Genomic DNA, 22,405 nt, shown 5'->3' with positions numbered 1-22,405 from the left:
GCTTTGGGTGTCCCTTGCGGGCCATCATCTCTCATCGGGATGGGTCCCACCTATGCCACCGCTCTCCGTTCCAGGCAGATCAGCCGTTTGATGTTGTAGACGAGGTTGGCGAGCCCGATCTTGGTCGTCGCCCTGGCAATGCCGATGGTCCGGATGAACAGCCCCATCCGGCTCTTCTGTTCGGCAAAGACGTGCTCGACGTGAGAGCGCACCTTGGACTTGAGATTGTTGGCTCTCCGCGTCGCCTCACTCATCGGTTTGCCTTTGGGCTTTTTGCGATGGACGCAGCTGACGAAGCCGTTGTCATCCATGAACCTCTCGTTCTCCTGGCTGCGGTAAGCCGTGTCGGCCCAGACTTTCCCTGCCGTATTGGTCTTGTCGAGCAGTCCCTTGCGCAGCACGGCACCTTCATACAAGGCGGCATCGGTAGCCTGCCATTTGCGGATGAAGCCAAAGCCGGCGTCGATCGACACATGGTTCTGATAGCCGTAGGTCGGGATGGCGATGTCGACCGGCGGCTTGGTCCCGTCGGCTTTCTGCTTGGCCTTCTTGAACTTCACCGTCCAGCGAGCGTCACGGTCCTTGTGGCGGAGTTTGGCGGGGCGAGCCTTCCAGCCTTCAGGAATCCGTCCCTGTTTGACCTTCTCCCTCTCCTCGTCGGTCATGCGCTGCTTTGGGGCCGACACCAGCGTCGCATCGACGATCTGGCCGGACACGGCGATATAGCCGGAAGCGCGCAGCGCAGCATCGAAACGGTCGAACAGCGGCTTGATCGCCTCGGCCCGAGTGAGCTTCTCCCGGAACAGCCAGATCGTCCGCGCGTCCGGCACCCGGTCCGAAAGCGTCAAGCCGAGGAAGCGCATGAACGACAGGCGGTCGTTGATCAGGAACTCGGCGCGCTCGTCGGAGAGGTTGTTGGCCGCCTGGATCACCAGCACCTTGAACATCATCACCGGATCGAACGGTGGCCGACCGCCCTGCGGGCCGCTGGTATAGCCGAGCGCCGCCGATAGGTCGCCGCGGAACATCTCGAAATCAACGGTCTTGCCGAACGCCTCCAACTGATCGCCGAGATCGCTCAGGCGCTTCAGCCGGTCGTCAAAGTCAAAAAAGCCAGGCAGTCCAGACATCTCCAGAGCCCTCCGCCATAGGACGAAGGGAATCACAAAAACCCTGATTTGGCGAGGTTTTTAGAACCGTCCAGCTTTGTGCCCACCATCGAAACGAGGATGGTATAGGCCTCGTCGAGTCGCTTAGGCGCCTTGTAGGCTCGCTTTTCGGTCAAGGCAGCAAAGATATCGCAGATAGTGATGAAGCGGGTAATGTCATCTATCTCGTTGCCCCGAAGCCCGTTCGGGTAGCCTGACCTGTCAAGGTACTCGCGATGGTCGCGAGCAACCCGGGCGATCTCGCCTCGGGTGTGCCCATCGCGGGGCAGGATTTCGTAGCTATGGAGAAAATGACGTTTCATGATCTCCCATTCCTCAGACTCGAGTCTGACCGGACTTGTCCAAGATCTCTAGCGGTATCTTGGCTTTTCCCACGTTGTGGAAGAAGGCGACGTCGAACAGGCGTCCCGTCTGCATCTCGCCGAACCCAAGAGCCCGCGCGAAGGCCAACGTATAGCCGGACACGAGGGATCAATGCTCAGCCGTGCCATCGTGATAGTTTCGAATCAGGTCGATCCAGGCCGACATCGGCGACTTGCCGATGAGTTCTTTCATCGCCCTGCGCTGGCGCGACAATTCTTCAAGCTTCGGCGCTACCGGATTGGCACGAAGCCGGGCGAACAGGTCGACCACGGAATTGGCGATCTTGTTGGACATCGAGGCGCGGATCGCAGCTGCTCTGGAAGCGCGGTAGACTGCGTTCGCATCAACCTGGGCGATGAGGTTGACGAGGCCCGTCACGCTCGCATCCGTGGTGATGTTGATGAACGGGAAGCCGGCCTGCTCAAATGCCATGAAGGTATCGGACGCCATGCCGGTCAGGTAGAGGACGGTCCGCTTCTTCCTGTCGCCAACGATCTGCAGCAGGTTCTCCGGAGTATGGATCCGGGGATCAGTTCGGCCGGTGATGACCAACAAGTCGCCATCTCCGGCACCCGCGATGCTCATTGGCTGGAGAGGCAAGCGGTCGGCTTCAAACCCCTGCGACAGAAGAGCATGCCGACAGGGATCCGACTTGTCGTAAGGCTCGCCCAATAGGTGAACTTTAAGCAGAGGGTTTTTATGAAGTTATGTCCTGTTGTTGGCCTGCCAACGGCCTGAGCCATTCCCCGCATGGCTCGGCAGCCGTCAGCCGGCGCGTAGAGTCCTCACAAAAATCTCCACTTCCCTTTCGAGGTCCGTGGCGCGCCCCTGGAGGCCGGATGACAGCTGCATGAGCTGTGTGGCAGCCGCCCCCGTCTGCTCGGCGGCATGGCCAACGCCGTGGATGTTCTGAGTGACCTCATGGGTGCCAACCGACGCGCGCTGGGTGTTGTTGGCGATTTCCGAGGTAGCATGGCCCTGTTGCTCAACAGATCCGGCAATCGCCGAGGTGAGGTCGCGGATGGTGGCAATGGTGGAGACAATGGTTTCGATTGATCCGACCGTGGCGGAGGTCGCAGCCTGGATCTCGTTGACCTTCTTGGAAATTTCCTCGGTTGCCTTGGCGGTCTGTCCAGCAAGGTTCTTCACCTCCGAGGCAACAACGGCAAAGCCCTTGCCAGCCTCGCCGGCACGGGCGGCTTCGATCGTCGCGTTGAGCGCCAGAAGGTTGGTCTGGCCAGCGATCGCTGAGATGAGATTGACCACATCGCCGATCTGGGCGGCGGCAGCCGACAGTTCCCGGATTTGAGCCTCGGTGCGGGAGGCTTCTTCGGTCGCCGTCAGCGCAACCGCTGCTGACCGCGTAACCTGGCTGTTGATCTCCTGCACGGAACCGGTCATTTCCTCGGTCGCTGAGGCAACACCCTCGACGTTGAGCGCGGCTTCCTCGGCGGCGCCGGTCACGGCTTGAGCTTGGCGTGAGGTCTCTTCGGCTGTTGCAGAGAGATTCTCCGCCGACGAGGCCACTTCCTTGGACACACTCACAAAATCCTCAGCGAGCCTGCCCATGCTGGACTGGAACCGATCGGCAATGCGATTGCGTTCCAGAATGAGTTCCTGTGCTGCCTTCGCATCGTTTACTTCCTGCTCCGCCTTCAGCTGTTCCGCCTCAACAGCCTTATCCCGAAGCTTGCCGGTCGCTCGCCAGAGGTTCGCAATCTCATCCGTCCCGCTGACGGCGGGAATTTCAGTCTGATAGGCACCATCGGCAATCTTGCCAACGACATTGGCCACACGATCGAGCGGCCGCGACACGGCAAAAATGCTGAGCCAAAGAGAGTAGATCAGGAGAAGCGAAGAGCCGCCGGCGGCCAGCAGGACAAACGTTGTGACCCTTTGCCGGGCGAACACCTCCATGAGGTCTTGCTGAACCTTAAGGTCAGCCATGTTTTGCTCTACAAGGGCATCAATGCGAGCCTGAAACGCCTTTCGGTTCGCCCGGTTCTCATCGTTGTTTCCGAACTTGTTGGCTTCGACCGGAGAGACCTCCACACCAAGACGCGCCAGCTCGGTCCGGAACTTTGTAAAGTCCGCCGCTTGTGTTTTAACTTCGGAAAGCGCCGCCTTGTCACCCTCGTCGGCGATGTTGTCCCACTCCACGAGAAGCTTGTTCAACTTGTCGAGGCTTGCCCTTATGCCCTTGGCATAGTTCTCGGCCGTCTTGGTGTCGGCAGCCGCGTAGATCCCCCGAGAGTCGGCGACGACCGAGGTGACGATGCCATTGAGCTCCTCGCCTAGAAACGCATGAACATGCGTGTGGTCGAGCTCTGTGACCATCTCGCCATAGCTAAGGATCGAGTTAACGCCTAAACCGGTAAGGCTCGCCAAACCAATGGCGAAAGCCGCCGAAAGTGAAAGGATTTTCGTTTTGATGCGCATAGCTTAGCCTCACTTCTAGAACGAATCTAGCTCGTGTGCATTGACAATGAGTTACCGCATCGCTCCGAAAACCCTTTCATTCGATTAGGTATTTTGCCTTCCCTGGCTTTGTTTCACGCTTCGTTGAACGATCTACAGTCGCAATAGATAAATCTTCAACAGGTCTGATGGGAATGCCGATAACTCAGGCAATAAATCTATCCTAGGTCGATCGGCAAGATCCGGTCCGTGTATTCCGTGAACTCCTCGGCCGAGAGCCCGTCGTTGAGCATCGCTGCCATGGCCACCTCCTCGACCAGCCCCATCGGCACGTGATGCTTCAGATAGTCCCATGCTCTTTCAACGAGGCTCTCAGGCGTATGCCCGGGTAGAGCTGCCGCATGGGACCTGGCTTTTTCAAAATGCCCCCAGGTGTGGTCAAGGGGAGGGGCTTCGCCGGTGACCAGTTGTTCGGTCAGCATTCCGGCAAGTGCCACAAGCACGTGTCGGATACGGTCGTGCTCGGAGAGGATGGGTGTGTCATCGAAAAACGTCCTGCCAAGGCTGTTGTCGGCTTCGGACAACTCGATCCGGATACCCTTGAACTCGCAGGCGACGGCCATGATCGCATGCCCGGCTTCGTGTACGGCCGCCTTATATCTTTCGGACTGGAGCATGTCTGGAACCTCCGCTTCGGCGAACTGTTACGGTTCGCCTCGCTACAGGTTTGCGTAGAACTCCGATCCATGCAACCGATGTTTATTTCCTTAAAGATACTATAGCTGGTCCGAAATACCCGCGCGGAAGAAGACGACATGACGGAGGAAGCTGACTGCACCACGTTCGACATGTCTGCGACCAATGCTGCTGCCTACGTTTTAAACAACTCGCTTCAGGCCTCGGAACTCCAAGCTCTCATCGCCTCTGTTCACGACGTGGTCGCTAGCCGTGAGGGGCTTTTTTCGCTGGGCTGAGGCTAATAGTGTCACATCGGTCGGGAATGTCACCTCTGTCCATACCTGCCTAGACGGGTAACAACAGATCTACCGATCAATATATATGCTGTTCAATATTTATTAGCACTTTGTAAAATACTGAAGAATAAAGTAAGTTATGTGTAACTCTGGAAACTCTCATGGTAGGCCTTCTCAGGGCGAGGATCGTGCTCCTTATGGCGATGCTGGCAGGGTTGGTTCCCTTTATCGCCAATGAGATAATATGGACTCGGTCGGATCTGGCGCAGCAACTCGAAGCCATCGACAAGAGTATGGCCGCTTCGCTGGCCAGAACACGGACAGCGTTCGTTGACGCGCGAGCCGAGGTCGAAAGGCTGTCTGAGACCATTGCTCTAAGCCATGAGTTGAGAAGTCTGTCGACGAATAATTGCAATGAGAGCCTGGCCCGCATTCTCCGGATCCAGCAAAAGGTCGAGCGCATTTCGCTCATCGGACCGCACGGCGTCATAGAGTGTTCCTCCGACAAAAGCGCCGTCGGCGTCTATGTCGGGGACCGCGAGTATTTCAAGCACGCGCTTGCAACCGACCGTGTGGTCTGGAGTGATTTCATTCCGAGTAGAATCGTCAACAAAGTCATCACACAGTCGGCCAGAGCAGTTCGAAGTCAGAACACAATCGTCTTCGTTCTCGCCATTGCTCTCAACACTGACTATCTCCGCCAGGTGACGCTCCAACAGTTCGAGCTTCCCCTGACGCATGCCATGCTGCTGGATGCTAATGGCAATCGCTTGGACTCGGGAACAATTCTTGGAACGGGCAACGCAATTTCCCCGGAAGCGGTCCGTCGAGCGATCCAGATCGGTGACGGCCTGATTCAGCCGGGAACCTACGGTGCGGGAGACGACGTCATCGGCGTGGCGCTTCTGCCCGGCACAATGGATAGGGTGGCATTCGGAATCTCGACAAAATCCGTGCATGACGCGGCGGTGAGCAGTATGCTTCGGCGGCTTGCCGTTATGGGCCTTGTCATCCTCTGCATCGCCTCTTTGACTTATGCGGTGCTCGAATGGTCGATCCTGCGTTGGCTAAAGCAGGCGACCGACGTTGCCGCACGTGTGTCGGCGGGTGACTGGTCGCGAAGGGTCAACGTTCTATCCCCCTTGCCGGATTTGTCGCTCCTTGGAAGGGCAATCAACATAATGCTCGACAGTCTGGAGATGTCTGTCCACAGCGACGGTCTCACCGAGCTGGCGAATAGGCGAGCACTCGATCGGAGTCTCCAGACCTCGCTCCAACGCCTCGAAACCAAGGGGGTCGGATTCTCGCTCGTTATGATCGACATCGACGCATTTAAGGCGTTCAACGATCATTATGGCCACGCCAGCGGAGATGACGTCCTACGTGTGCTCGGCACCATAATCCGCAAGTTCGCATCCAAGCAGGACGAGATGGCGGCCCGATACGGCGGCGAGGAATTCACGTTGGTTCTGTGGGAAACCGAAGGACAGTCGCTCTCAAGTTTGGTCGAGCAGCTGAGGTGCGACATCGAGGCGATGGGAATCCCCCACGACTTCTCGCCTCACGGCACCGTGACGGTAAGCATCGGATATACCGTAGCCGTTCAGGGAGACAGTGCGGTTTCGTTGATCTCCCGAGCAGACGGCTGGCTCTATCTGGCAAAAGCAAACGGTCGAAACCGTGCCGAGGGCGGACGCGGTGGCGCCACGGTGGCAACTCTGCCATCGCCCAGAGGGACAACGCTTGATCCGAAAGCATAACAACGCGCTGCACAAACCCGGAGACCCTTGAATGGGCACTTATTACAGGGACGCCATGGTCCTCCCCACTGATAGAAGGAGAGAGTACTTCCGAAGGGCGGTCACCATTGGGATCGGCGAATATCTAGCCAAGCGCGGCATTGCATGCTCGATGCAAGATCTCCAAGGACTGCTGGATGGTTTGATGGTAGAGCTAGCTGAAGGGCGCATTCCGAGTTCGGACGTCCTGTCTTTCGGGTTGGCGACTGCGGCTCAGTATTTCTCTTTCGAGGATGAGAGCGCCCTATACGAGTTTATCGATAGCGGAGCGGCACCTTGAATGTCGGGCGGAAACGAGTCACCGGCGGCCGCATCGACAGGCCTACTCAACGCCGTACCGAGCGCGGACGGTCTCGGTTGCTTCCGAAAAAGCCTTCGTCTCCCCGCAAAGGCTCAGCGCAGCGGACAGCAACGCTTCAACGATAAGCTGCCGCCGGATGCCCTGCCTTATCTCCATATAGCTGCATATCTCGATGAAATCGACGTATTCCGGCCGAGGGTTTTTGACCAGTCGATCTGCCATTTGGATCATCATGCATCCCCGTAAACGGACCGGAGCTTATCCCTCCGCCGAGCCCCCTGACATACGTTAGATTGATCAGACACGGGGTGCACCGTTATATTTCGGGACCTATTTCGTCGTAAGCATTATGTAGTACCAACCGTTTGTATTACCAATAATACAGCTTGCACCGACCCTGAAAACTAATCCTGATGAAGTTGTCAGCCCAAAAGTAGTCACGAGCGCAAACCCTCACTCGTCCTGGCAACTTCCCTATTGCATCTCTGGAGGATGGCTCGGCCCCTGGGACGCATGTCCGGCCTCATGGGAGGGGCGCGGTCTCTCGGCGGTTCGACGAGTGCGTACGGCCGGAACGCTGAAACCCCTCGCGGCAATATCCCCCCATCTGTCGTGACCTGCCGCAGCGCAGCTGTCTGTCAGCTGGCTGTCGGCGATCCGAGAAGACCTTCTATTCGGTCCGCCGAACAGGGCCTCCCCAAAAGGTAGCCTTGCAACTCATCGCAACCCAACGAACACAGCACTTCCTTCTGCCCGGAAGTCTCGACCCCCTCGGCCGTTGCCTTGATGCCTCTGGCATGGGCAAGCGTAATCATGGCTCGGACGATTTCGACGTCGCTATTTGATGAATCGATGTTCCTCACGAAACTCTGATCGATCTTTATCCTGTCGAACTCCACGTCCCTGAGGCGAGTGAAATTGGATGAACCGGTACCGAAGTCATCGATGGCAATCGAGACGCCAATGTCCGAGAGACGTCTCATGCACTCGACGGCTTCCGTCCCCGACCCAATTAACTCTGACTCCGTCAGTTCCAGCTCCAGCTTACTCGCGGGAAAGCCCGTGGTCACCAGTATGCTCTCGACAGAACGCGCAAAGCCGGGCTCGATCAGTTGTTTCGGAGATACATTGACCGACAGCTGGCTGATCGGCCAAGCGAGCGATTCCCGACATGCGCGTTCGAGCACCCATATTCCAAGCTCGCCTATCAGTCCGATGCTCTCGGCAACGGGAATAAAGGCCGCCGGCGATATGGCTCCCTTCTCGGGGTGATGCCAACGGGCAAGGGCCTCGACGCCCTGCAACTGCCCGCTATTGCACGCGAACTTCGGCTGGTAATGCAGAAAAAACTGCGACTTGTCGACCATGGCGGTCCTGAGGTCCTCCTCGATTGCCGCCGCAGTCTGCATCGTTTCGTCCATCTGCGTGCCGAAGATCGAGTAGCGTCCGCGGCCTGCGGCTTTGGCATGATAAAGGGCGACATCCGCCTTTCTGTCGATTTCCGTTCTGTGCATCCCATGGGTAGGCGCAAATGCCACGCCGACGGTGACGCCAACGAAAGTGACGCGGCCGGCGATTTCGATCGGAGACTTTAACGCGTCGATAACCGCAACGCAGATTGCCTCCGCATCTCGCGGCGAACTCCTCGGATGAATGACCGCGAACTCGTCACCGCCGATGCGGAATAGCTCGGCACCCTCCGGCAGAACGGATTTGGTTCGCTTCGCGAATTCTTTGAGGACCGCATCGCCTGCCTGGTGACCGTAGATGTCGTTGACCTGCTTGAATCGATCGAGATCCATAAACAAAATGGCGACCGGCTCGACAGGTACCCCGCTCTCCATAGTTGCGATTATGGCGTCGGCGGCCTCCTCGTACGCCGCCCTGTTCCTCAATCCCGTCAGGGAATCGTAGGAGGAGAGATATATGAGACGATCCTCATTCCGGGCTTTATCTCTCATCCGAAGATACGAGAAGACCGACAGGCTGACGGTTCCAGCGACAAGCACAACGGAAACCAGCAGGAGCAGAGGGAGAATTCTGACCAGCAGACCGTGCCCCGGCCGGAACGGCCTCCATTCAAAGCTTACCGACGGTTCGCCCCGTTCATTTAGGATCGTTACCTTTTGTTCGTCCCGATGGCCGGATCCAATTGGGGCAACATGCAATCCGTTCAAAACGAAACTCTTTGAGATCCTCTCGCTGACAGGCCCATCAAGATATTGAACGGCTACGTGGACAAACGTGGTCTCAGGGGTAAGGGCAATTTCCCCTGAGTCCGATACGATGGGTTTCATGCTGACGACCGCGGGTCGCCCGTCGATCAGGAGAAAGTCCGATACCCCCACCGTCTGCTGGCCCTCCTTGGGAGGCTGCCTCTTCAGCAGATCCGAACGGAGATCCTCCAGAAACGGCGTCGATACCGCGCGTCGCGTCTCGAAGTATACCGGTTCCCTGATGGCGTCTGCGGCGAACGCATATACCGGACGGTTGCCGCCATCCAGAATATAGAGCTCATCAAAGCCGTAGAATTTATGCATCCACGTGCCGAGATTTTCATCGAGCCATTCATCGTTTCCCGGACGGGAAACCTTCTCGACAGCCTCATTCCAAAAAGTCGAGCTCTCCTGGTTATGACTGATGTTGTACCGGAGCTCGTATATGGCCTGCTCCGCTATCCTTCGTTCCCGTTGAGCTGCCTCGTCATCTACGCTCTGGGACATCCAGAGGAGAAACGCCCCCATGCCCGTTAGCAGAATCAGCATGACGAAGGTCGGTGCAACCAATCTTAAAAGCGGGGTACCGGCAGTCGACTTCATTTTGACCATTCTACGCAACCTGTGTTCCAGGGCTCAGGTTACTCCCCGTTTCTGAAGGAACCCGGAATCGAGCGCGATCATGCCCACAAAGAAAGCCGCATCCGCCCGAGTGGAGCGCCGCGAAAGGGGCGATCAAGTGGCTCCAAACTCATAGGCGAGTGGAAGTCCGAGCAGGCTTCGTCACATCGATGGGTGTCGTGGAGGCTATATGCGATTTGCGGACCGCAACGCAAAAAGGGTCGCATCGCCCCGAATTCATGAGGCAATTTGTCCTGATTTCTTTGGCTATTCATTCGCAAATACCCCAAGGCGCAGGGGGAACCTTTTCGGTTCGTCTCGCTTATTACCAAGCGGCACCGAGCCGCTTCGTGTTCAAGGGGGACTCCCATGTACCACCACATCAAGAAGCTGATGTACACCGTGCGCGTCGATGAGCCCGATCCCCGCTTCGGCAACATGCTGCTGGAACAGTTCGGCGGCGCCAACGGCGAGCTCGCGGCGGCGATGCAGTATTCCATCCAGGGTCTCAACTGCGAGGATGCCGCCCGCAAGGACCTTCTGATGGACATCGGCACGGAAGAGCTCAGCCATCTTGAGATCGTCGGCACGCTTGCCCGCATGCACCTCAAACCGATGAAGTCGGTGCGCGAGGATGCCGAGGCCGACCCACTGATTGCCATTGCTGGCGGCGGCGGCGTCAACCTGTTCAACTCCATGGGCAATCCCTGGACGGCCGATTACCTCAAGATCACCGGTGAGCTCGACGTCGATCTCCGCAGCAACATCGCCGCCGAGGCCCGCGCCAAGATCGTCTACGAGCGGCTGATCGACTTCTGCCGCGACCCCGGCACCAAGGACGCGCTGCAGTTCCTGATGACCCGCGAGATCACCCACATGAAGGCCTTCGCGGCGGCGCTCGAAAGCATCGGAACGCCACCGTTCATGATCGGCCGCATCGCCCCGACGCCCAAGCTGGTCAACCAGTACTTCAACGAGTCAACGGGCGAGGGTCAGCTCGGCGAAGTCGACGCCCGCGGTCCTTGGAACGAGGGGGGCGATTGGGAGTTCGTTGAGGCCACGGCCTTCGCCGGGCTTGAGGGCGACGGAGCCGCGCCTACCTCCGGCAGCGGCGTGGCGGCTGTCACTAGTGATACGCTTGACCCCAAGCCTCTCAGCGAGCTCCTGATCGAGGAACTGCGCGACCTACTCAGCGCCGAAAAGCAGCTGGTGAAGGCACTGCCAAAGATGGCCGAAGCGGCCAAGACCGAGCAGTTGCGCGCGCTTCTTGAACTCCATCTGCAGGAAACGAACACGCAGGTCGAGCGACTCAACGCGGCTCTGAAGATCCTGGGCGGCGCTACGTCGGCCAAAACTTGCAAGGGCATGCAGGGGCTTCTGGAGGAGGGTGATGAGGTAATGAAGAAGGGCGACAAGATGCCCGAGTTCCTCGCGGATCTCGCTCTAATCGGCGCGGCGCAGCGGGTGGAGCATTATGAGATCGCCGCTTATACTGCTGCCCGCAACATGGCCCTCCAGCTGCATCAGAACGAGATCGCCCAGTTGCTGACGCTGTCGCTGGGTGAGGAAATGAAGTCCGACTACCTCCTGAACCAGGTGTCGCAGCCGCTGACGTCGCTCGCCGGCATGCCGCCCGCCGTGCGGTAACATCTCAGTTGCGCGGACTTAGTGATGCGCGCGACCACTAGGCGCTCATGTGCCCTGCTTGCCTCCGCAGGGTGCGTGAGCGTACCGGCACGTACACGCGCTTTTCTTGACGGTTCTGACGCTAGCGTCGAGTACGGGCGCGACTCCGGTTAGGGCCTATCGGAGGCCGTAGCCAGGGCAACAAGATTTGCCCAGGGGAAATCGGTTGGTCTAGTGGTGGTAAAGGCGCGGCGACGCCGACGCTGGGACAATATTCACGGGCACGGACGCTTATGGCTTTCCGTTGCCGTGGCCATTTCCGTTACCCCCGTCGGAGTGATCGTTGCCGGTCGTAACTGCCGCTTCCGCAGTCGCCACCGTCGCTTTCATGCCCCAGCCGACTTAGCGGCCCCTGTCCGCCGTTCGAGTCCTAGCCCTCGCGTAGACGGATCGCTCGCCCGGTTGGCTTCCTGGACCGCGCCGCCGCATCCGCCCACATCATCAGCCAGCAAGAGCTGCCCTGGGCAGCGTCAACGTGACGCATAGCCCTTCGGGCCGCCAGTCGCGATTGAGCGTAGCGCCGAGAGCGGAGACGAGCCCCGTCTGGAGACGACCTCCGAACCCGGTCGTCTCGGGCGGATTAATTCGTGGGCCGCCCGTCTCGACCCAAACCAGACCGAGTTCATCGTCCCGTTCTTCAATATGTACCTCAAGATGGCCTTCTAGAACGGACAAGCACCCGTATTTCGCAGCATTGGTCGCAAGTTCGTGAAGCAACAAAGCGATGTTTGACAAAGCCCTGCCCGATACGACGTGATTGACTTTGACCTCTGCCTCGACCTGTCCCTCGTATGGGCGCAGAACGGCCTCCAACAGGTCCACCAAGCTTACCTCACGCTCACCGAGGCCGTCGTCGCCATGGTCGGCCATGGTGAGGTCGTGGGCTCGCGCCAGGGCGGCCAGCCTATCACGCACGGTATGCAGGACCTCATCCTTGTCCGCGCCGGATCGCTCCCCCAGGGCGACGATCCCACCAGTGAGCGTGAAGAGGTTTTTGATGCGGTGCCGCATTTCGCTCAGAATCAGCGACTGGGCTTCCTGGGCCTTACGACGCTCGGTTATATCCCGCGCTATCTTGGAAGCGCCGACGATGACGCCGCTCGCATTTCGGATGGGAGAGATCGTAAGGGACAGGTCAATGAGTGAACCATCCTTTCGTCGACGCTTCGTCTCGAAGTGTTCGACCCGCTTGCCCTCCCTGATGGCCGCTATAATCCTGGGTTCCTCATCCAAACGGTCGTCCGGAATAAGTATGGTGATCGGCCGGCCGATCACCTCTTCCGCCGTGTAACCAAACAGCCGTGTCGCGCTGGCGTTCCAGCTTTGAATATTCCCTTCCAGATTCTTGCTGATGATGGCGTCGTCCGACCCGGCAATAATGGCCGAAAGCCAGTCCCTCGGGTCGGGAGCACTCTCCGTCCCTGAGAAAACCAGAGGCAGGGGAGCGACGCTGTCCGTCGTCATGTCTATCCTACCCTCGCAATAGTGGACACAACGGAACTCCGTCTGTGTGAATTCACGCCCTCCGTCCCTGTTTCCTCCAATCCTGCAAAGATTTCAACCTGCAACGAATGTCCGGACCAACAGGTGTTGGTCACCTGTGTCGGCACGCCCGATATAGCGAATGGAGTGCGCGGCGTGAACCGGTCAGGCTGCGATACGGCTAACACCGATGACTTCACGGGTCCTGTGAAGGAAGCCCGCAACTGATGTCTTAAGCCGCTCGTGCTGCTCTGCCAATATCGCCGAGGCCGCCGACACCTCCGATGCAGCGCGCCCGGTCTGACACGCGGCGTCGGCCACGGTTACGACGCTAGACGATACGTCATCAGTCGCCTTTGAAGCCATCTGCATCGAATTGGCGATCTCTTGCGTCGCGGTGCTCTGTTCCTGCACCGCGCCAGCGATGACCGAGGCGGCGTCGGTTATCTCCGCGAGAATGCCCGTGATGCTTTCTATAGCTCCGCGGCACCGAGCCGAGCTATCCTCTACGGCGCCAAACCGAGCGTTGATCGTCTCGGTTGCCGTCGCGGTTTGATCGGCAAGCGCTTTGACTTCCGAAGCGACCACCGCAAATCCACGTCCGCTTTCGCCGGCCCGTGCCGCCTCGATTGTCGCGTTGAGAGCAAGAAGGCGCGTTTGATCCGCGATTTGTCGGATCATCGTGACCACCCCGGCAATTTCTCCTACCGCGCTGGAAAGCCTGTCGATGGCAGTGCGGGAGTTCACCGCCTGCTCATCGGCTCGAGCGGCGATTCCGAGGGCGCGCTCCGATTGCTGCGCAATGCCAGATACCGAAGCGGTCAGTTCCTCGATCGCTGCCGCGACCGCAGCGACCGTCACTGATGTTTCCTCAGCTGCAGCGCTGATGGTCGTCGATCTCGTCTCCGTGGCTTCGGCCGATGAATGCATCGATGTTGCGGACCGGGACAGATCCTGTACAGCGCCACCGAGCTTGTGCGCAACGTTCCCGACCGAATCCTCGAACGTCTGCATGACCGACTTAAATCCCACCAGTCGTTTGTCGATGGTATCGACGGCCTCATTCATCGTCCGCGCAGCGGTTCCGAAAGAGCCTACCATGCCGCGCTCGATGATGCGGCGGTGACGAGCGCCATCGCGAACACAGGCAAGTGTTGCACGAGCCTCGCGGACAAATGCATCGCACACGTCAAGAATACGATTCGTGTTGTTCGCTAGCCGGGCGACATCGCCGCGATCCGCGATCAATACAATGCGTGGTTCAAGATCCCCGCGCGCCGCCTTCTCCATAACGGTTGAAATGCATCGCAACGATCGCCTGAGCCTCCTGAGCTGCCACCATGCCGCACCCGCCGACAAAAACGCCAAACAACACAGGGTCAGCGATAGAAGACCGCTGCCGAGTAAAGTCCCGGTGACGAACGCGCCCGAGAGAAGGGGGCATTGAACGAAAACGAAGATTTCAGCGCGTGAGAGAGAAGACAAATTCGTCATAATTGATGCCACGATCTCGGAGTAAAGAGGAAAGAGCGTTTGAAGACGCTCTAAGGCCTTCGACGCGGTTGGACGCTGCGCCCTCGAGGTCCTTGAGTTGAGCGTACAGAGGCCTAATTGCAGCTATGGCTGTGGGATAAGGGACGCGGCGGTTTGAGTGGTATCCAATGATGCTACCGTCCGCCCCAAACGTCGGCGTCACATGGGCGAATACCCAATAATGGTCTCCGTTTGACGCCAAGTTTACAACGTAGGCGAAAATCTCGTCCCCTCGCTGAACTGTATCCCAGAGAAGCTTAAATATAGCTCGTGGCATATCGGGGTGACGAATAATGGAATGCGGCTTTCCTATTGCGTCACTCTCCGAAAGACTGGCAATTTTCAAGAAAATGTCGTTCGCGTATGTGATAGTACCTTTGAGATCAGTCTTCGAAACGATGACATCGTTGTCATCAAACGTACGTTCGACGCCTGTTATTTTCTTCGAAAATGTTACTCTTTTGGAATTGTCACGTCCGCGCTGGACAGCCTGCGCTCGCATCATGTCTTCCCCCGGCATTTTTCACAAGCTTATCGGTCGATTCATAACAATTGCTAAACGTAATTATTGCCTTAGCTCACCTCGGCAGCGTGCGCCCGAGTTCCGCCTCGCCCCGTGAGCATTAGTTGGCGATTCCGGCCGCAATCGAAAATGGAGCGGTTTCATATCGCGATGGCCGTTCGGTTTACGATGCCTAGATTGCCGGCTATTTCATTAATCTAGTGCCTAGTGGTAGCCAACGAACCATATCGAACACTACCGTTAGCTATGAACTGCACTCAGAAAGCGGACAGTGTTGCAAGATGATTAATCGAATAGCTTGATGTTGAACTGTCAGCTAGTTGTGCATGACCTGAGCATGTCAACACGGCCCGCATCGACATTGCGCTAAGTCGGAGCGATCTGCTATGCGGGGCCTCGCGGCGCATCCGAAGCACAACCAAAGCGCTCACAGCAAACAGCGGAAAGTTACTGCTGACCTAAAGGAGCATCCCGCGCGGTTGCGGCACGGTTTCACCGCCCGCGATATGCCAATGATACATGATGGCGAGATAGCCCAAATTGCAGCCTCTAAGTGACAAAGTGGGCTGGCATATGGATCACTCTTTCACTGTCTTCAGCGTCGGGTTTGTGTCAGCCAGGTTCTCACCTGGTTGGGCGTTCGGCGCTCCTATTCAGCCTCCATCACCAAGGGCGGCAGGATGCGCGCGCCCGGCGCGTGGTCGGCCAGCACCGCCATGCTCGATCCCGGCCCGTAGCCGCCATGGGTGATGAATGGCCGCAGCGTCTTTCCCATGAGATCAAGCGCCCGCAGGAAGGAGCGGATCACCGGCGGGGCGGTTTCACCCCAGATCGGCAAGCCGAGGAAAATGGTGTCGTAGGCGGCGATATCGGCCACCACCGCTTCAAGGGGCGGTTCGAAGCCGCTGTCGCGCTCGCGCGTCGCCTCAGCCACCGTCTCCTCGTAGTCGTCGGGGTAGGGCCGTTCGGGCCTGATCTCGAACAGGTCCGCCCCGAGCTCCCGCTGGAGTGTGCCGGCGATCACCCGGGTGTTGCCCGAGCGGGAGAAGTAGGCGACGAGGATTTTCGATGTCGTCCTCTCTGGTCCGCCGGCCGGCTGCGCACTGGCCGCCTGAACGGCCAGAGGCAGCAGGCCGGGTGCCGCCAGCAAGGTGCGGCGGGTAATCCGGTCAGTCATGGCACTGCCTCAGAGTTCCTGCGCCGTCGGCCGGAACAGGATCTCGTTGATGTCGACGTCGTCGGGCTGGCTCATGGCGAAGACGACGCAACGGGCAAAAGAGTCGGCGGGGATCGCCATCTTTTCGTAGAACTGCTTGATGCCGGCGGCGACATCGCTCTCGCTGATGCTGTTCGGCAATTCAGTGTCGACAGCGCCGGGGGAGATGATCGTGGTGCGGATGTTATAGGGCTTCACCTCCTGGCGGAGGCCTTCGGAGATGACCCGCACGGCGTGCTTGGTGGCCGAGTAGACGGCGCCGCCGGCCCTGACCTTGTGACCGGCCACCGACGACACGTTGATGATCTGGCCGCTCTTCTGGCGGGTCATGTGCGGCAGCACGGCGGCGATGCCGTAGAGCACGCCCTTGATGTTGACGTCGATCATCTGATCCCATTCGTCGATGCGCAGCCGCTCGAGCGGCGACTGCGGCATGATGCCGGCGTTGTTGATGATCACGTCGACCCGACCATGCAGCTCGACGGCGCGGTTCACCAGCGCCTTGACCTCGTCCGCCTTGGTAACGTCGGTCTTGACCACGGCCTTGGCGTCGATGCCGATCTCTTTGGCCAGCGCTTCAAGGCGATCGAGCCGGCGGGCGCCGAGCACCAGCTTGGCGCCATTGCGGGCCAATTCCCGCGCCGCCGCTTCGCCAAGGCCACTGCTGGCACCGGTGATGACGACGACCTTGTTTTCAATATTCTGCATGGGTTCGCTCCTATGGCGGCAGCCGGACCGAACGCCCGGCCGATGCTGTTATGTAGGTATCGATCAGGATCTGGCCGCCGCTTCGACGCCCGAATATTGCAGCACCTGGTCCGGCAGGCGTTGGCCGACCACCTTGATGTCGGCCACCGACGCGTTCAGCTCGGCGATTTCGGCGGCGGTGAAGGCAACGGAGGCCGCGCCGACATTGTCGAGCATGTGGGCCATCTGCGTCGAACCGGGGATCGGCACGATCCATGGCTTCTGCGCCATCAACCAGGCCAAGGCGATCTGGCCTGGCGTCGCCTGTTTGCGGGCGGCCCAGCTCTTCACCAATTCCACCAGCTTGAGGTTCTGCGGCAGGTTGTCCGGCGAAAAGCGGGTCTCGATGCCACGAATGTCGCCCTCGGCAAAGCGAGTCTTCTGGTCGATGGCTCCGTTCAGGAAGCCGACGCCGAGCGGGCTCCAGCAGACAAAGCCGATGCCGAGCTCCTCGCAGAGCGGTAGCACCGTCTCCTCCGGGCCGCGCCACAGCAGCGAATATTCGTTCTGGACGGCGCTGAGGGGCAGTGCGGCATGGGCGCGGCGCAGCGTCTGCGGGCCCATCTCGGAAAGGCCCCAGTGCAGCACCTTGCCCTGATCCATCAGATCCTTGACCGCGCCGGCAACGTCCTCGATGGGGACAGCCGGATCGACGCGATGCTGATAGAGCAGGTCGATGCGGTCGGTCTTCAGGCGCTTCAGCATGCCTTCGACGGCCAGCTTGATGTGGTCAGGCTGGCTGTTGAGGCCGGGGCGGCGCTCGCCGGTCTCAAGGTCGATGTTCCAGCCGAACTTGGAGGTGATTGTCACCTGATCACGGAAGTCGGCGATGCCTTCGCCGAGGATGCGCTCGACCTCGTGCGGGCCGTAGGCCTCGGCGGCATCGAAGAAGGTGACGCCATGATCGAAGGCGGCGCGGATGATGGCGTGCATCTCCGTTCGCGTCGGAATGGTCGTCTGGTAGGTGCGGCTCATGTTCTGGACGCCGATGCCGAGGCTCGACACCTCGAGCTTGCCGAGCTTGCGGCGACCAACATCCGGCTTGGCAGCCGCCGGAGCTGCTGCCTGGGCGGAGGCATGAGACGTGCTGCTCGCCAGGGCCGAGGCGGCGGCGAAGGTTCCGGCGGCGCCGAGAAAGACGCGGCGGGCTATCGTCAGGCTACGCTCGTTAGTCATGGTTCACTCCTGTCGTCGGGCTGGGATCAATCCTCGATGCGGAGGGGATATTTCCTGGTGTCGATGTCGGCGGGGTTCGGACCGCTGCGAACGCCGGTGTCGAGGGCGTCGATGGAGGCCATCTCGGCATCGGTCAGCGCGAAGTCGAAGACGGCGAAGTTTTCGGCGATCCGCTTGGGATTGACCGACTTCGGGATGGCGCAGAAGCCATGCTGCAGGTGCCAGCGCAGGATTACTTGAGCGGCCGTCTTGCCGTGCTTGGCCGCGAGGCCAGTGACGACCGGATGCGACAGCGGGCTCGGCGCCGCATCGGGGTTGTCGGTGACGTAGCGCATGACGCCGCCGATCGGCGACCAGGCCTGGGTTGCGATGCCGAGCTTCTGGTGCGTCGCGCGCAAGTCGGGCTGCGTGAAGAAGGGGTGCAGCTCAACCTGATTGACGTGCGGCACGATGCCGGTGCGCTCGATCAGGTCGGTGAGCAATTCGGAGGAGAAGTTGGAGACGCCGATCGCCTTGGTTCGCCCCTCCTCGTAGAGGCGGCCGACTGCCTTCCAGGCAGCCACCGTCCGCTCCCACTCGTTGGGCATCGGCTGGTGCATCAGGTAGAGATCGACGCCATCAACGCCGAGCTTCTTCATGCTGCGGTCGAAGCCGTGCAGCGCCTCGTCGTAGCCGTAGTCGCTGATCCACAGCTTGGTAACGAGGAACACCTCGTTTCGGCCGACGGTGCTCTGGCGCAGCGCCTTGCCCACCTCGGCCTCGTTGCGATAGGCGGCGGCGGTGTCTATCAGCCGGTAGCCGGTGGCGAGCGCGGCGGATACGGCGGTCACCGTCTCCTCCGGGCTGCTGCGATAGACGCCGAGGCCGATAAGCGGCATGGCGAGGCCGTTGGCCAGCGTGGTTTCGGGTGTGGTCTGGGCCATTGCTGACCTCCTGTCGTTGGTTCAGCGGTTGACGAAGCGCTGATGCGAGGCGGCGTAGCGCTCGCCCTGCGGCTTGAAGCCGGAGAGCGCGTCGGCGATGCGGGCGAGGTCGGCGGCCGTCAGCTCGACGGTGGCACCGCCGAGGTTCTCTTCCAGGCGATGCAGCTTGGTGGTGCCGGGGATCGGCACGATGAAGGGCTTCTGTGCCAGCAGCCAGGCGAGCGCGATCTGCGCCGGGGTGGCGCCCTTGTCGGCGGCGATCGACGTGACGAGATCGACCAGCGTCTGGTTAGCCTTCAGCGCCTCAGGCTGGAAGCGCGGCACCGTGCTGCGGAAATCGTCTTTGGCGAAGCTGATGTTGGTGTCTAGCTTGCCGGTCAAGAAGCCCTTGCCGAGCGGGGCGAACGGCACGAAGCCGATGCCGAGTTCTTCCAGCGTCGGGATGACCTCCTTCTCGGGCTCGCGCCACCAAAGGGAATATTCGCTTTGCAGCGCCGTCACCGGCTGGACGGCGTGGGCGCGGCGGATGGTGTCGGCGCCGGCTTCTGACAGGCTGAAGTGCTTGACTTTGCCCTCGGTGATCAGGTCGCCCACCGTGCCGGCGACGTCTTCGATCGGAACGGCCGGATCGACGCGGTGCTGGTAGTAGAGGTCGATTGTCTCAACGCGCAGCCGCGACAGCGCCTCATCGGCCACCTGGCGGACGCGTTCCGGACGGCTGTCGAGGCCGCTGGCCGGCCTGCCGTCTTTGAAGCCGAACTTGGTGGCGATCACCACCTGGCCCTTGAAGGGCTCGAGCGCTTCGCCGACCACTTCCTCGTTGAGGCCGGGGCCGTAGGCTTCGGCGGTGTCGAAGAAGGTGACGCCGCGCTCGACGGCGGCGCGGATCAGCTTGATCGCCTCGCCCCGGTCGGTGGCCGGGCCGTAGCCGTAGCTGAGCCCCATGCAGCCGAGGCCGATGGCCGATACCTGGAGATTGCCGCCCAATGTGCGCATTTGCATGTGATTGTCCTCGATAGCGATGCGGACCGGAAGAAAGTCACGCGCCGTGGTCGAGGATCGACGCCAGCGCTGCCCATCGTGTTGAAGGCAATATAGGCCTCGTCCACCGCAGCGATTAGGCGCTATAATCGGCATGTACTTATAAGAATGGATAATGAATGCTGGGCGAGAACTTCAACAACCTCTCCGCCTTCGTGGTGGTCGCCAGGGAGCGCAGCTTCACCAAGGCGGCGGCCAAGCTCGGCGTGTCGCAATCGGCCCTCAGCCAGACCATCAAGGGGCTGGAGGTGCGGCTGGGATTGCAGCTGTTGACGCGCACCACGCGCTCCGTCTCGCCGACCGAGGCTGGCGAGCGCCTGCTGCAATCGGTGGCGCCGCGCTTTGAGGATATCGAACGGGATATTTCGGCGCTGAGCGCCCTCAGGGAAAAGCCGGCCGGCCTGATCCGCATCACGGCGGGCGAACATCCGGCGGTGACCGTGCTGCAGCCGGCGCTGGCCAGGTTCCTGCCCGACTATCCGGACATTCAGGTGGAGATCATCGTCGACCACGGCCTGACCGACATCGCCGCCGAGGGCTATGACGCCGGCGTGCGGCTCGGCGAGCAGGTGGCGAAAGACATGATTGCCGTGCCGATCGGGCCCGAGATGCGGATGGCCGTCGTCGGCGCGCCGGCCTATTTTGCCAGATATCCCAAGCCGGTGACGCCGCAGGAACTGACGCAGCACAACTGCATCAATTTCCGTCTGCCGACCTATGGCGGCCTGTTCCCCTGGGAGTTCGAGAAGGATGGCCGCGAGCTGAAGGTGCGCGTCGAAGGCCAGTTGATCTTCAACAACATGGCGCTCAGGCTCAAATCGGCGTTGTCCGGCACCGGCCTTGCCTACCTGCCGGAAGACGAGGCGCTTGGACACATCGCCGACGGTCGGCTGGTTCGCGTGCTCGAGGATTGGTGCGAGCCTTTCCCCGGCTATCACCTCTACTATCCGAGCCGCCGCCATTCCTCGCCGGCGCTGACAATCCTTTGCGAAGCCTTGAAATTCAAAAAGGGCCGGGTAAGGCCGACACATCTGTATTGAAGAATTGCAAAATACGCCCTTCGTAAGCCATTGTTAGCAATAAGATCTTTGATCGTTAATCAACATTCATGTCGCCCGTCCTCCCGGGTGCCTCTGATACGGAGAGGTGGCCGCTTTAGCGGTCGATATGCACCGTGCGGTCGTTGGTGGTGTTTAAAGGATCCATCTTCGTGGTGTCACGCGAAACGTTATAGACACTACTATCGCTGGCGGGCTGGCTAAAGCGTTTGTAGCTGAATTTTGAGCTGATCAGTCCTTATTTTCTTCGTCGAGGCCGCCAGCGCCAATGCCGCCTATCGCCTGCACTTCGGCAAAAGCCGCCTCAAATCGCGCGGCAGCAAGCGTAATGCGCCCCACTTTGAGTTCGGCTAAATCGAAAGCGGTCAGCTGCTTACACAGCGCCACTGCTTCATCTATCGCTGCATCGAGTTCTTCCTGCTCATTGGGCATCTGTAACTTCCAAGTTTGATGGCTTCCGATGAGATCCAACTCATATTTCATTCAACAGCATGGAGCACGCCGGATATTGCGCGACTAATCGACTGAAACACCATTTACAGGCGTTATAAACCGCCGAGCGGTGACAATGTTTCACGAACGTTCCCAGAAGTAACGGTCCGAAAGGACCATATCGCAACACTCGGTCCGGAATCTTCGTCAGAAAATAGGAACTGAGATGCTGAATCCTGGCTTCGCAACTTTTTGAAGTCACCACACCGACGAAGGGGAAGTAATGTCGGCCCAGCCGAATTCTCACGTAACTGGCTCAGTTCACCTTCCCAATGCCGAACTGCCCCGGTTGGCCACGACCTCCGGTCGGGGCAAGATAGTGAGTCTGGGTCGAAACCCCGGCCATGGTGCCGCCGCGCCTGACTTGGTCGACGGCGAGCGTGACCTCACAGGCAAGGGCACACAGCATGATGGCCCGACCTTCGGCTGAGCATGCGAATTTTTGGATGGTTTCGTGCCCTGACACTTATCAGATGATTTTCCGGTGCGCTGCCGCACCATCCCGATCGCGGTAGCCAGTAGCCAGCACAGTTCCAAACGCTGCTCGCCAACGCCGCTCTCATGTTCAACGACCAAGCAGGCGATTTCTGTGATAACTCGGTAATGGAGAGCTTCTTCTCGTCGCTGAAAACCGAGAGGGTCTGTCTGAGGTCTACCGGATCCGCGA

20 protein-coding genes and 1 pseudogene are annotated in these 22,405 nt (G+C 59.6%); 5 read left to right on the top strand and 16 right to left on the bottom strand.

All coding sequences use genetic code 11. The features are described 5' to 3' along the window. Positions 1–50: 50 nt before the first annotated feature. From QQZ18_RS23455 to QQZ18_RS23435, 5 genes and pseudogenes are all read right to left on the bottom strand, one after another. Positions 51–1,130, bottom strand: coding sequence for an IS5 family transposase (locus QQZ18_RS23455; RefSeq protein ID WP_284543563.1), 1,080 nt, complete (start codon positions 1,128–1,130; stop codon positions 51–53). 32 nt (positions 1,131–1,162) lie between these two features. After that, positions 1,163–1,486: pseudogene (locus QQZ18_RS23450) on the bottom strand (HD-GYP domain-containing protein); the annotation flags it as partial. Between the two features lie 154 nt (positions 1,487–1,640). After that, positions 1,641–2,087 (bottom strand): hypothetical protein, encoded by a 447-nt coding sequence (locus tag QQZ18_RS23445; RefSeq protein WP_284543562.1) that lies wholly within the window; start codon positions 2,085–2,087, stop codon positions 1,641–1,643. 210 nt (positions 2,088–2,297) lie between these two features. After that, positions 2,298–3,971 carry a methyl-accepting chemotaxis protein gene (locus tag QQZ18_RS23440; protein ID WP_284543561.1) on the bottom strand — a complete coding sequence of 558 codons (1,674 nt, stop codon included), beginning with the start codon at positions 3,969–3,971 and terminating at the stop codon, positions 2,298–2,300. Between the two features lie 197 nt (positions 3,972–4,168). Then, positions 4,169–4,627: a hypothetical protein gene (locus QQZ18_RS23435; RefSeq protein WP_284543560.1), complete on the bottom strand. Its 459-nt coding sequence runs from the start codon at positions 4,625–4,627 to the stop codon at positions 4,169–4,171. Between the two features lie 138 nt (positions 4,628–4,765). On the opposite strand from QQZ18_RS23435, the gene QQZ18_RS23430 reads away from it, so the two are divergent. From QQZ18_RS23430 to QQZ18_RS23420, 3 genes are all read left to right on the top strand, one after another. After that, the gene (locus QQZ18_RS23430) at positions 4,766–4,924 is read left to right on the top strand and encodes a hypothetical protein (RefSeq protein ID WP_284543557.1); all 159 of its coding nucleotides are present in this window, start codon (positions 4,766–4,768) and stop codon (positions 4,922–4,924) included. A gap of 197 nt (positions 4,925–5,121) precedes the next feature. After that, positions 5,122–6,684 carry a diguanylate cyclase gene (locus QQZ18_RS23425; protein ID WP_284543555.1) on the top strand — a complete coding sequence of 521 codons (1,563 nt, stop codon included), beginning with the start codon at positions 5,122–5,124 and terminating at the stop codon, positions 6,682–6,684. Positions 6,685–6,715: 31 nt separating this feature from the next. Next, positions 6,716–7,003 carry a hypothetical protein gene (locus QQZ18_RS23420; protein ID WP_284543553.1) on the top strand — a complete coding sequence of 96 codons (288 nt, stop codon included), beginning with the start codon at positions 6,716–6,718 and terminating at the stop codon, positions 7,001–7,003. A 42-nt stretch (positions 7,004–7,045) separates the two neighbouring features. On the opposite strand, the gene QQZ18_RS23415 is transcribed toward QQZ18_RS23420, so the two are convergent. Further along, positions 7,046–7,246: a hypothetical protein gene (locus QQZ18_RS23415; RefSeq protein ID WP_284543552.1), complete on the bottom strand. Its 201-nt coding sequence runs from the start codon at positions 7,244–7,246 to the stop codon at positions 7,046–7,048. A gap of 416 nt (positions 7,247–7,662) precedes the next feature. After that, the gene (locus tag QQZ18_RS23410; protein ID WP_284543551.1) at positions 7,663–9,843 is read right to left on the bottom strand and encodes a bifunctional diguanylate cyclase/phosphodiesterase; all 2,181 of its coding nucleotides are present in this window, start codon (positions 9,841–9,843) and stop codon (positions 7,663–7,665) included. A gap of 387 nt (positions 9,844–10,230) precedes the next feature. Here QQZ18_RS23410 and QQZ18_RS23405 point away from each other — a divergent pair, with 387 nt between their 5' ends. Next, entirely contained in the window at positions 10,231–11,508 is a 1,278-nt protein-coding gene (locus QQZ18_RS23405) for a DUF892 family protein (protein ID WP_284543548.1), read from the top strand. 480 nt (positions 11,509–11,988) lie between these two features. Here QQZ18_RS23405 and QQZ18_RS23400 read toward each other — a convergent pair whose 3' ends face one another. The 8 genes from QQZ18_RS23400 to QQZ18_RS23365 all read right to left on the bottom strand — a co-directional run bounded on the left by QQZ18_RS23400 (position 11,989) and on the right by QQZ18_RS23365 (position 20,149). Beyond that, the gene (locus QQZ18_RS23400) at positions 11,989–13,011 is read right to left on the bottom strand and encodes a PAS domain S-box protein (protein WP_284543547.1); all 1,023 of its coding nucleotides are present in this window, start codon (positions 13,009–13,011) and stop codon (positions 11,989–11,991) included. A 183-nt stretch (positions 13,012–13,194) separates the two neighbouring features. Beyond that, positions 13,195–14,523, bottom strand: coding sequence for a methyl-accepting chemotaxis protein (locus QQZ18_RS23395; protein ID WP_284543546.1), 1,329 nt, complete (start codon positions 14,521–14,523; stop codon positions 13,195–13,197). After that, on the bottom strand, positions 14,492–15,064 hold the full coding sequence (locus QQZ18_RS23390; RefSeq protein ID WP_284543643.1) for a PAS domain-containing protein: 573 nt from the start codon (positions 15,062–15,064) through the stop codon (positions 14,492–14,494). Before QQZ18_RS23390 ends, QQZ18_RS23395 begins: the two co-directional genes overlap by 32 nt. A 670-nt stretch (positions 15,065–15,734) precedes the next feature. Beyond that, on the bottom strand, positions 15,735–16,262 hold the full coding sequence (locus QQZ18_RS23385) for a flavodoxin (protein WP_284543543.1): 528 nt from the start codon (positions 16,260–16,262) through the stop codon (positions 15,735–15,737). 9 nt (positions 16,263–16,271) lie between these two features. After that, the gene (locus tag QQZ18_RS23380; RefSeq protein WP_284543541.1) at positions 16,272–17,009 is read right to left on the bottom strand and encodes an SDR family oxidoreductase; all 738 of its coding nucleotides are present in this window, start codon (positions 17,007–17,009) and stop codon (positions 16,272–16,274) included. A gap of 63 nt (positions 17,010–17,072) precedes the next feature. Then, entirely contained in the window at positions 17,073–18,224 is a 1,152-nt protein-coding gene (locus tag QQZ18_RS23375) for an aldo/keto reductase (RefSeq protein WP_284543539.1), read from the bottom strand. Positions 18,225–18,250: 26 nt separating this feature from the next. Beyond that, the gene (locus tag QQZ18_RS23370) at positions 18,251–19,147 is read right to left on the bottom strand and encodes an aldo/keto reductase (protein WP_284543537.1); all 897 of its coding nucleotides are present in this window, start codon (positions 19,145–19,147) and stop codon (positions 18,251–18,253) included. A gap of 21 nt (positions 19,148–19,168) precedes the next feature. After that, on the bottom strand, positions 19,169–20,149 hold the full coding sequence (locus tag QQZ18_RS23365) for an aldo/keto reductase (protein ID WP_284543535.1): 981 nt from the start codon (positions 20,147–20,149) through the stop codon (positions 19,169–19,171). Positions 20,150–20,307: 158 nt separating this feature from the next. On the opposite strand from QQZ18_RS23365, the gene QQZ18_RS23360 reads away from it, so the two are divergent. Continuing rightward, complete coding sequence (locus QQZ18_RS23360; RefSeq protein ID WP_284543534.1) at positions 20,308–21,228, top strand: LysR family transcriptional regulator; 921 nt, start codon at positions 20,308–20,310, stop codon at positions 21,226–21,228. 249 nt (positions 21,229–21,477) lie between these two features. On the opposite strand, the gene QQZ18_RS23355 is transcribed toward QQZ18_RS23360, so the two are convergent. Continuing rightward, positions 21,478–21,678 (bottom strand): hypothetical protein, encoded by a 201-nt coding sequence (locus tag QQZ18_RS23355; RefSeq protein ID WP_284543531.1) that lies wholly within the window; start codon positions 21,676–21,678, stop codon positions 21,478–21,480. Between the last annotated feature and the right edge of the window lie 727 nt (positions 21,679–22,405).

Origin of the sequence: Pleomorphomonas sp. T1.2MG-36 (assembly GCF_950100655.1) — a bacterium.
Lineage (GTDB): Bacteria > Pseudomonadota > Alphaproteobacteria > Rhizobiales > Pleomorphomonadaceae > Pleomorphomonas.
The sequence above is the reverse complement of the archived record's forward strand: the minus strand, read 5'-3'. Positions and strand labels throughout refer to the sequence as shown.

Bases quoted from the DNA above. Each gene is read 5' to 3' on its own strand.
- QQZ18_RS23455 (WP_284543563.1), bottom strand. From the start codon at position 1,130: ATGTCTGGACTGCCTGGCTTTTTTGACTTTGACGACCGGCTGAAGCGC.
- QQZ18_RS23440 (WP_284543561.1), bottom strand. From the start codon at position 3,971: ATGCGCATCAAAACGAAAATCCTTTCACTTTCGGCGGCTTTCGCCATT.
- QQZ18_RS23435 (WP_284543560.1), bottom strand. From the start codon at position 4,627: ATGCTCCAGTCCGAAAGATATAAGGCGGCCGTACACGAAGCCGGGCAT.
- QQZ18_RS23430 (WP_284543557.1), top strand. From the start codon at position 4,766: ATGACGGAGGAAGCTGACTGCACCACGTTCGACATGTCTGCGACCAAT.
- QQZ18_RS23425 (WP_284543555.1), top strand. From the start codon at position 5,122: ATGGCGATGCTGGCAGGGTTGGTTCCCTTTATCGCCAATGAGATAATA.
- QQZ18_RS23420 (WP_284543553.1), top strand. From the start codon at position 6,716: ATGGGCACTTATTACAGGGACGCCATGGTCCTCCCCACTGATAGAAGG.
- QQZ18_RS23415 (WP_284543552.1), bottom strand. From the start codon at position 7,246: ATGGCAGATCGACTGGTCAAAAACCCTCGGCCGGAATACGTCGATTTC.
- QQZ18_RS23410 (WP_284543551.1), bottom strand. From the start codon at position 9,843: ATGAAGTCGACTGCCGGTACCCCGCTTTTAAGATTGGTTGCACCGACC.
- QQZ18_RS23405 (WP_284543548.1), top strand. From the start codon at position 10,231: ATGTACCACCACATCAAGAAGCTGATGTACACCGTGCGCGTCGATGAG.
- QQZ18_RS23400 (WP_284543547.1), bottom strand. From the start codon at position 13,011: ATGACGACGGACAGCGTCGCTCCCCTGCCTCTGGTTTTCTCAGGGACG.
- QQZ18_RS23395 (WP_284543546.1), bottom strand. From the start codon at position 14,523: ATGACGAATTTGTCTTCTCTCTCACGCGCTGAAATCTTCGTTTTCGTT.
- QQZ18_RS23390 (WP_284543643.1), bottom strand. From the start codon at position 15,064: ATGCGAGCGCAGGCTGTCCAGCGCGGACGTGACAATTCCAAAAGAGTA.
- QQZ18_RS23385 (WP_284543543.1), bottom strand. From the start codon at position 16,262: ATGACTGACCGGATTACCCGCCGCACCTTGCTGGCGGCACCCGGCCTG.
- QQZ18_RS23380 (WP_284543541.1), bottom strand. From the start codon at position 17,009: ATGCAGAATATTGAAAACAAGGTCGTCGTCATCACCGGTGCCAGCAGT.
- QQZ18_RS23375 (WP_284543539.1), bottom strand. From the start codon at position 18,224: ATGACTAACGAGCGTAGCCTGACGATAGCCCGCCGCGTCTTTCTCGGC.
- QQZ18_RS23370 (WP_284543537.1), bottom strand. From the start codon at position 19,147: ATGGCCCAGACCACACCCGAAACCACGCTGGCCAACGGCCTCGCCATG.
- QQZ18_RS23365 (WP_284543535.1), bottom strand. From the start codon at position 20,149: ATGCAAATGCGCACATTGGGCGGCAATCTCCAGGTATCGGCCATCGGC.
- QQZ18_RS23360 (WP_284543534.1), top strand. From the start codon at position 20,308: ATGCTGGGCGAGAACTTCAACAACCTCTCCGCCTTCGTGGTGGTCGCC.
- QQZ18_RS23355 (WP_284543531.1), bottom strand. From the start codon at position 21,678: ATGCCCAATGAGCAGGAAGAACTCGATGCAGCGATAGATGAAGCAGTG.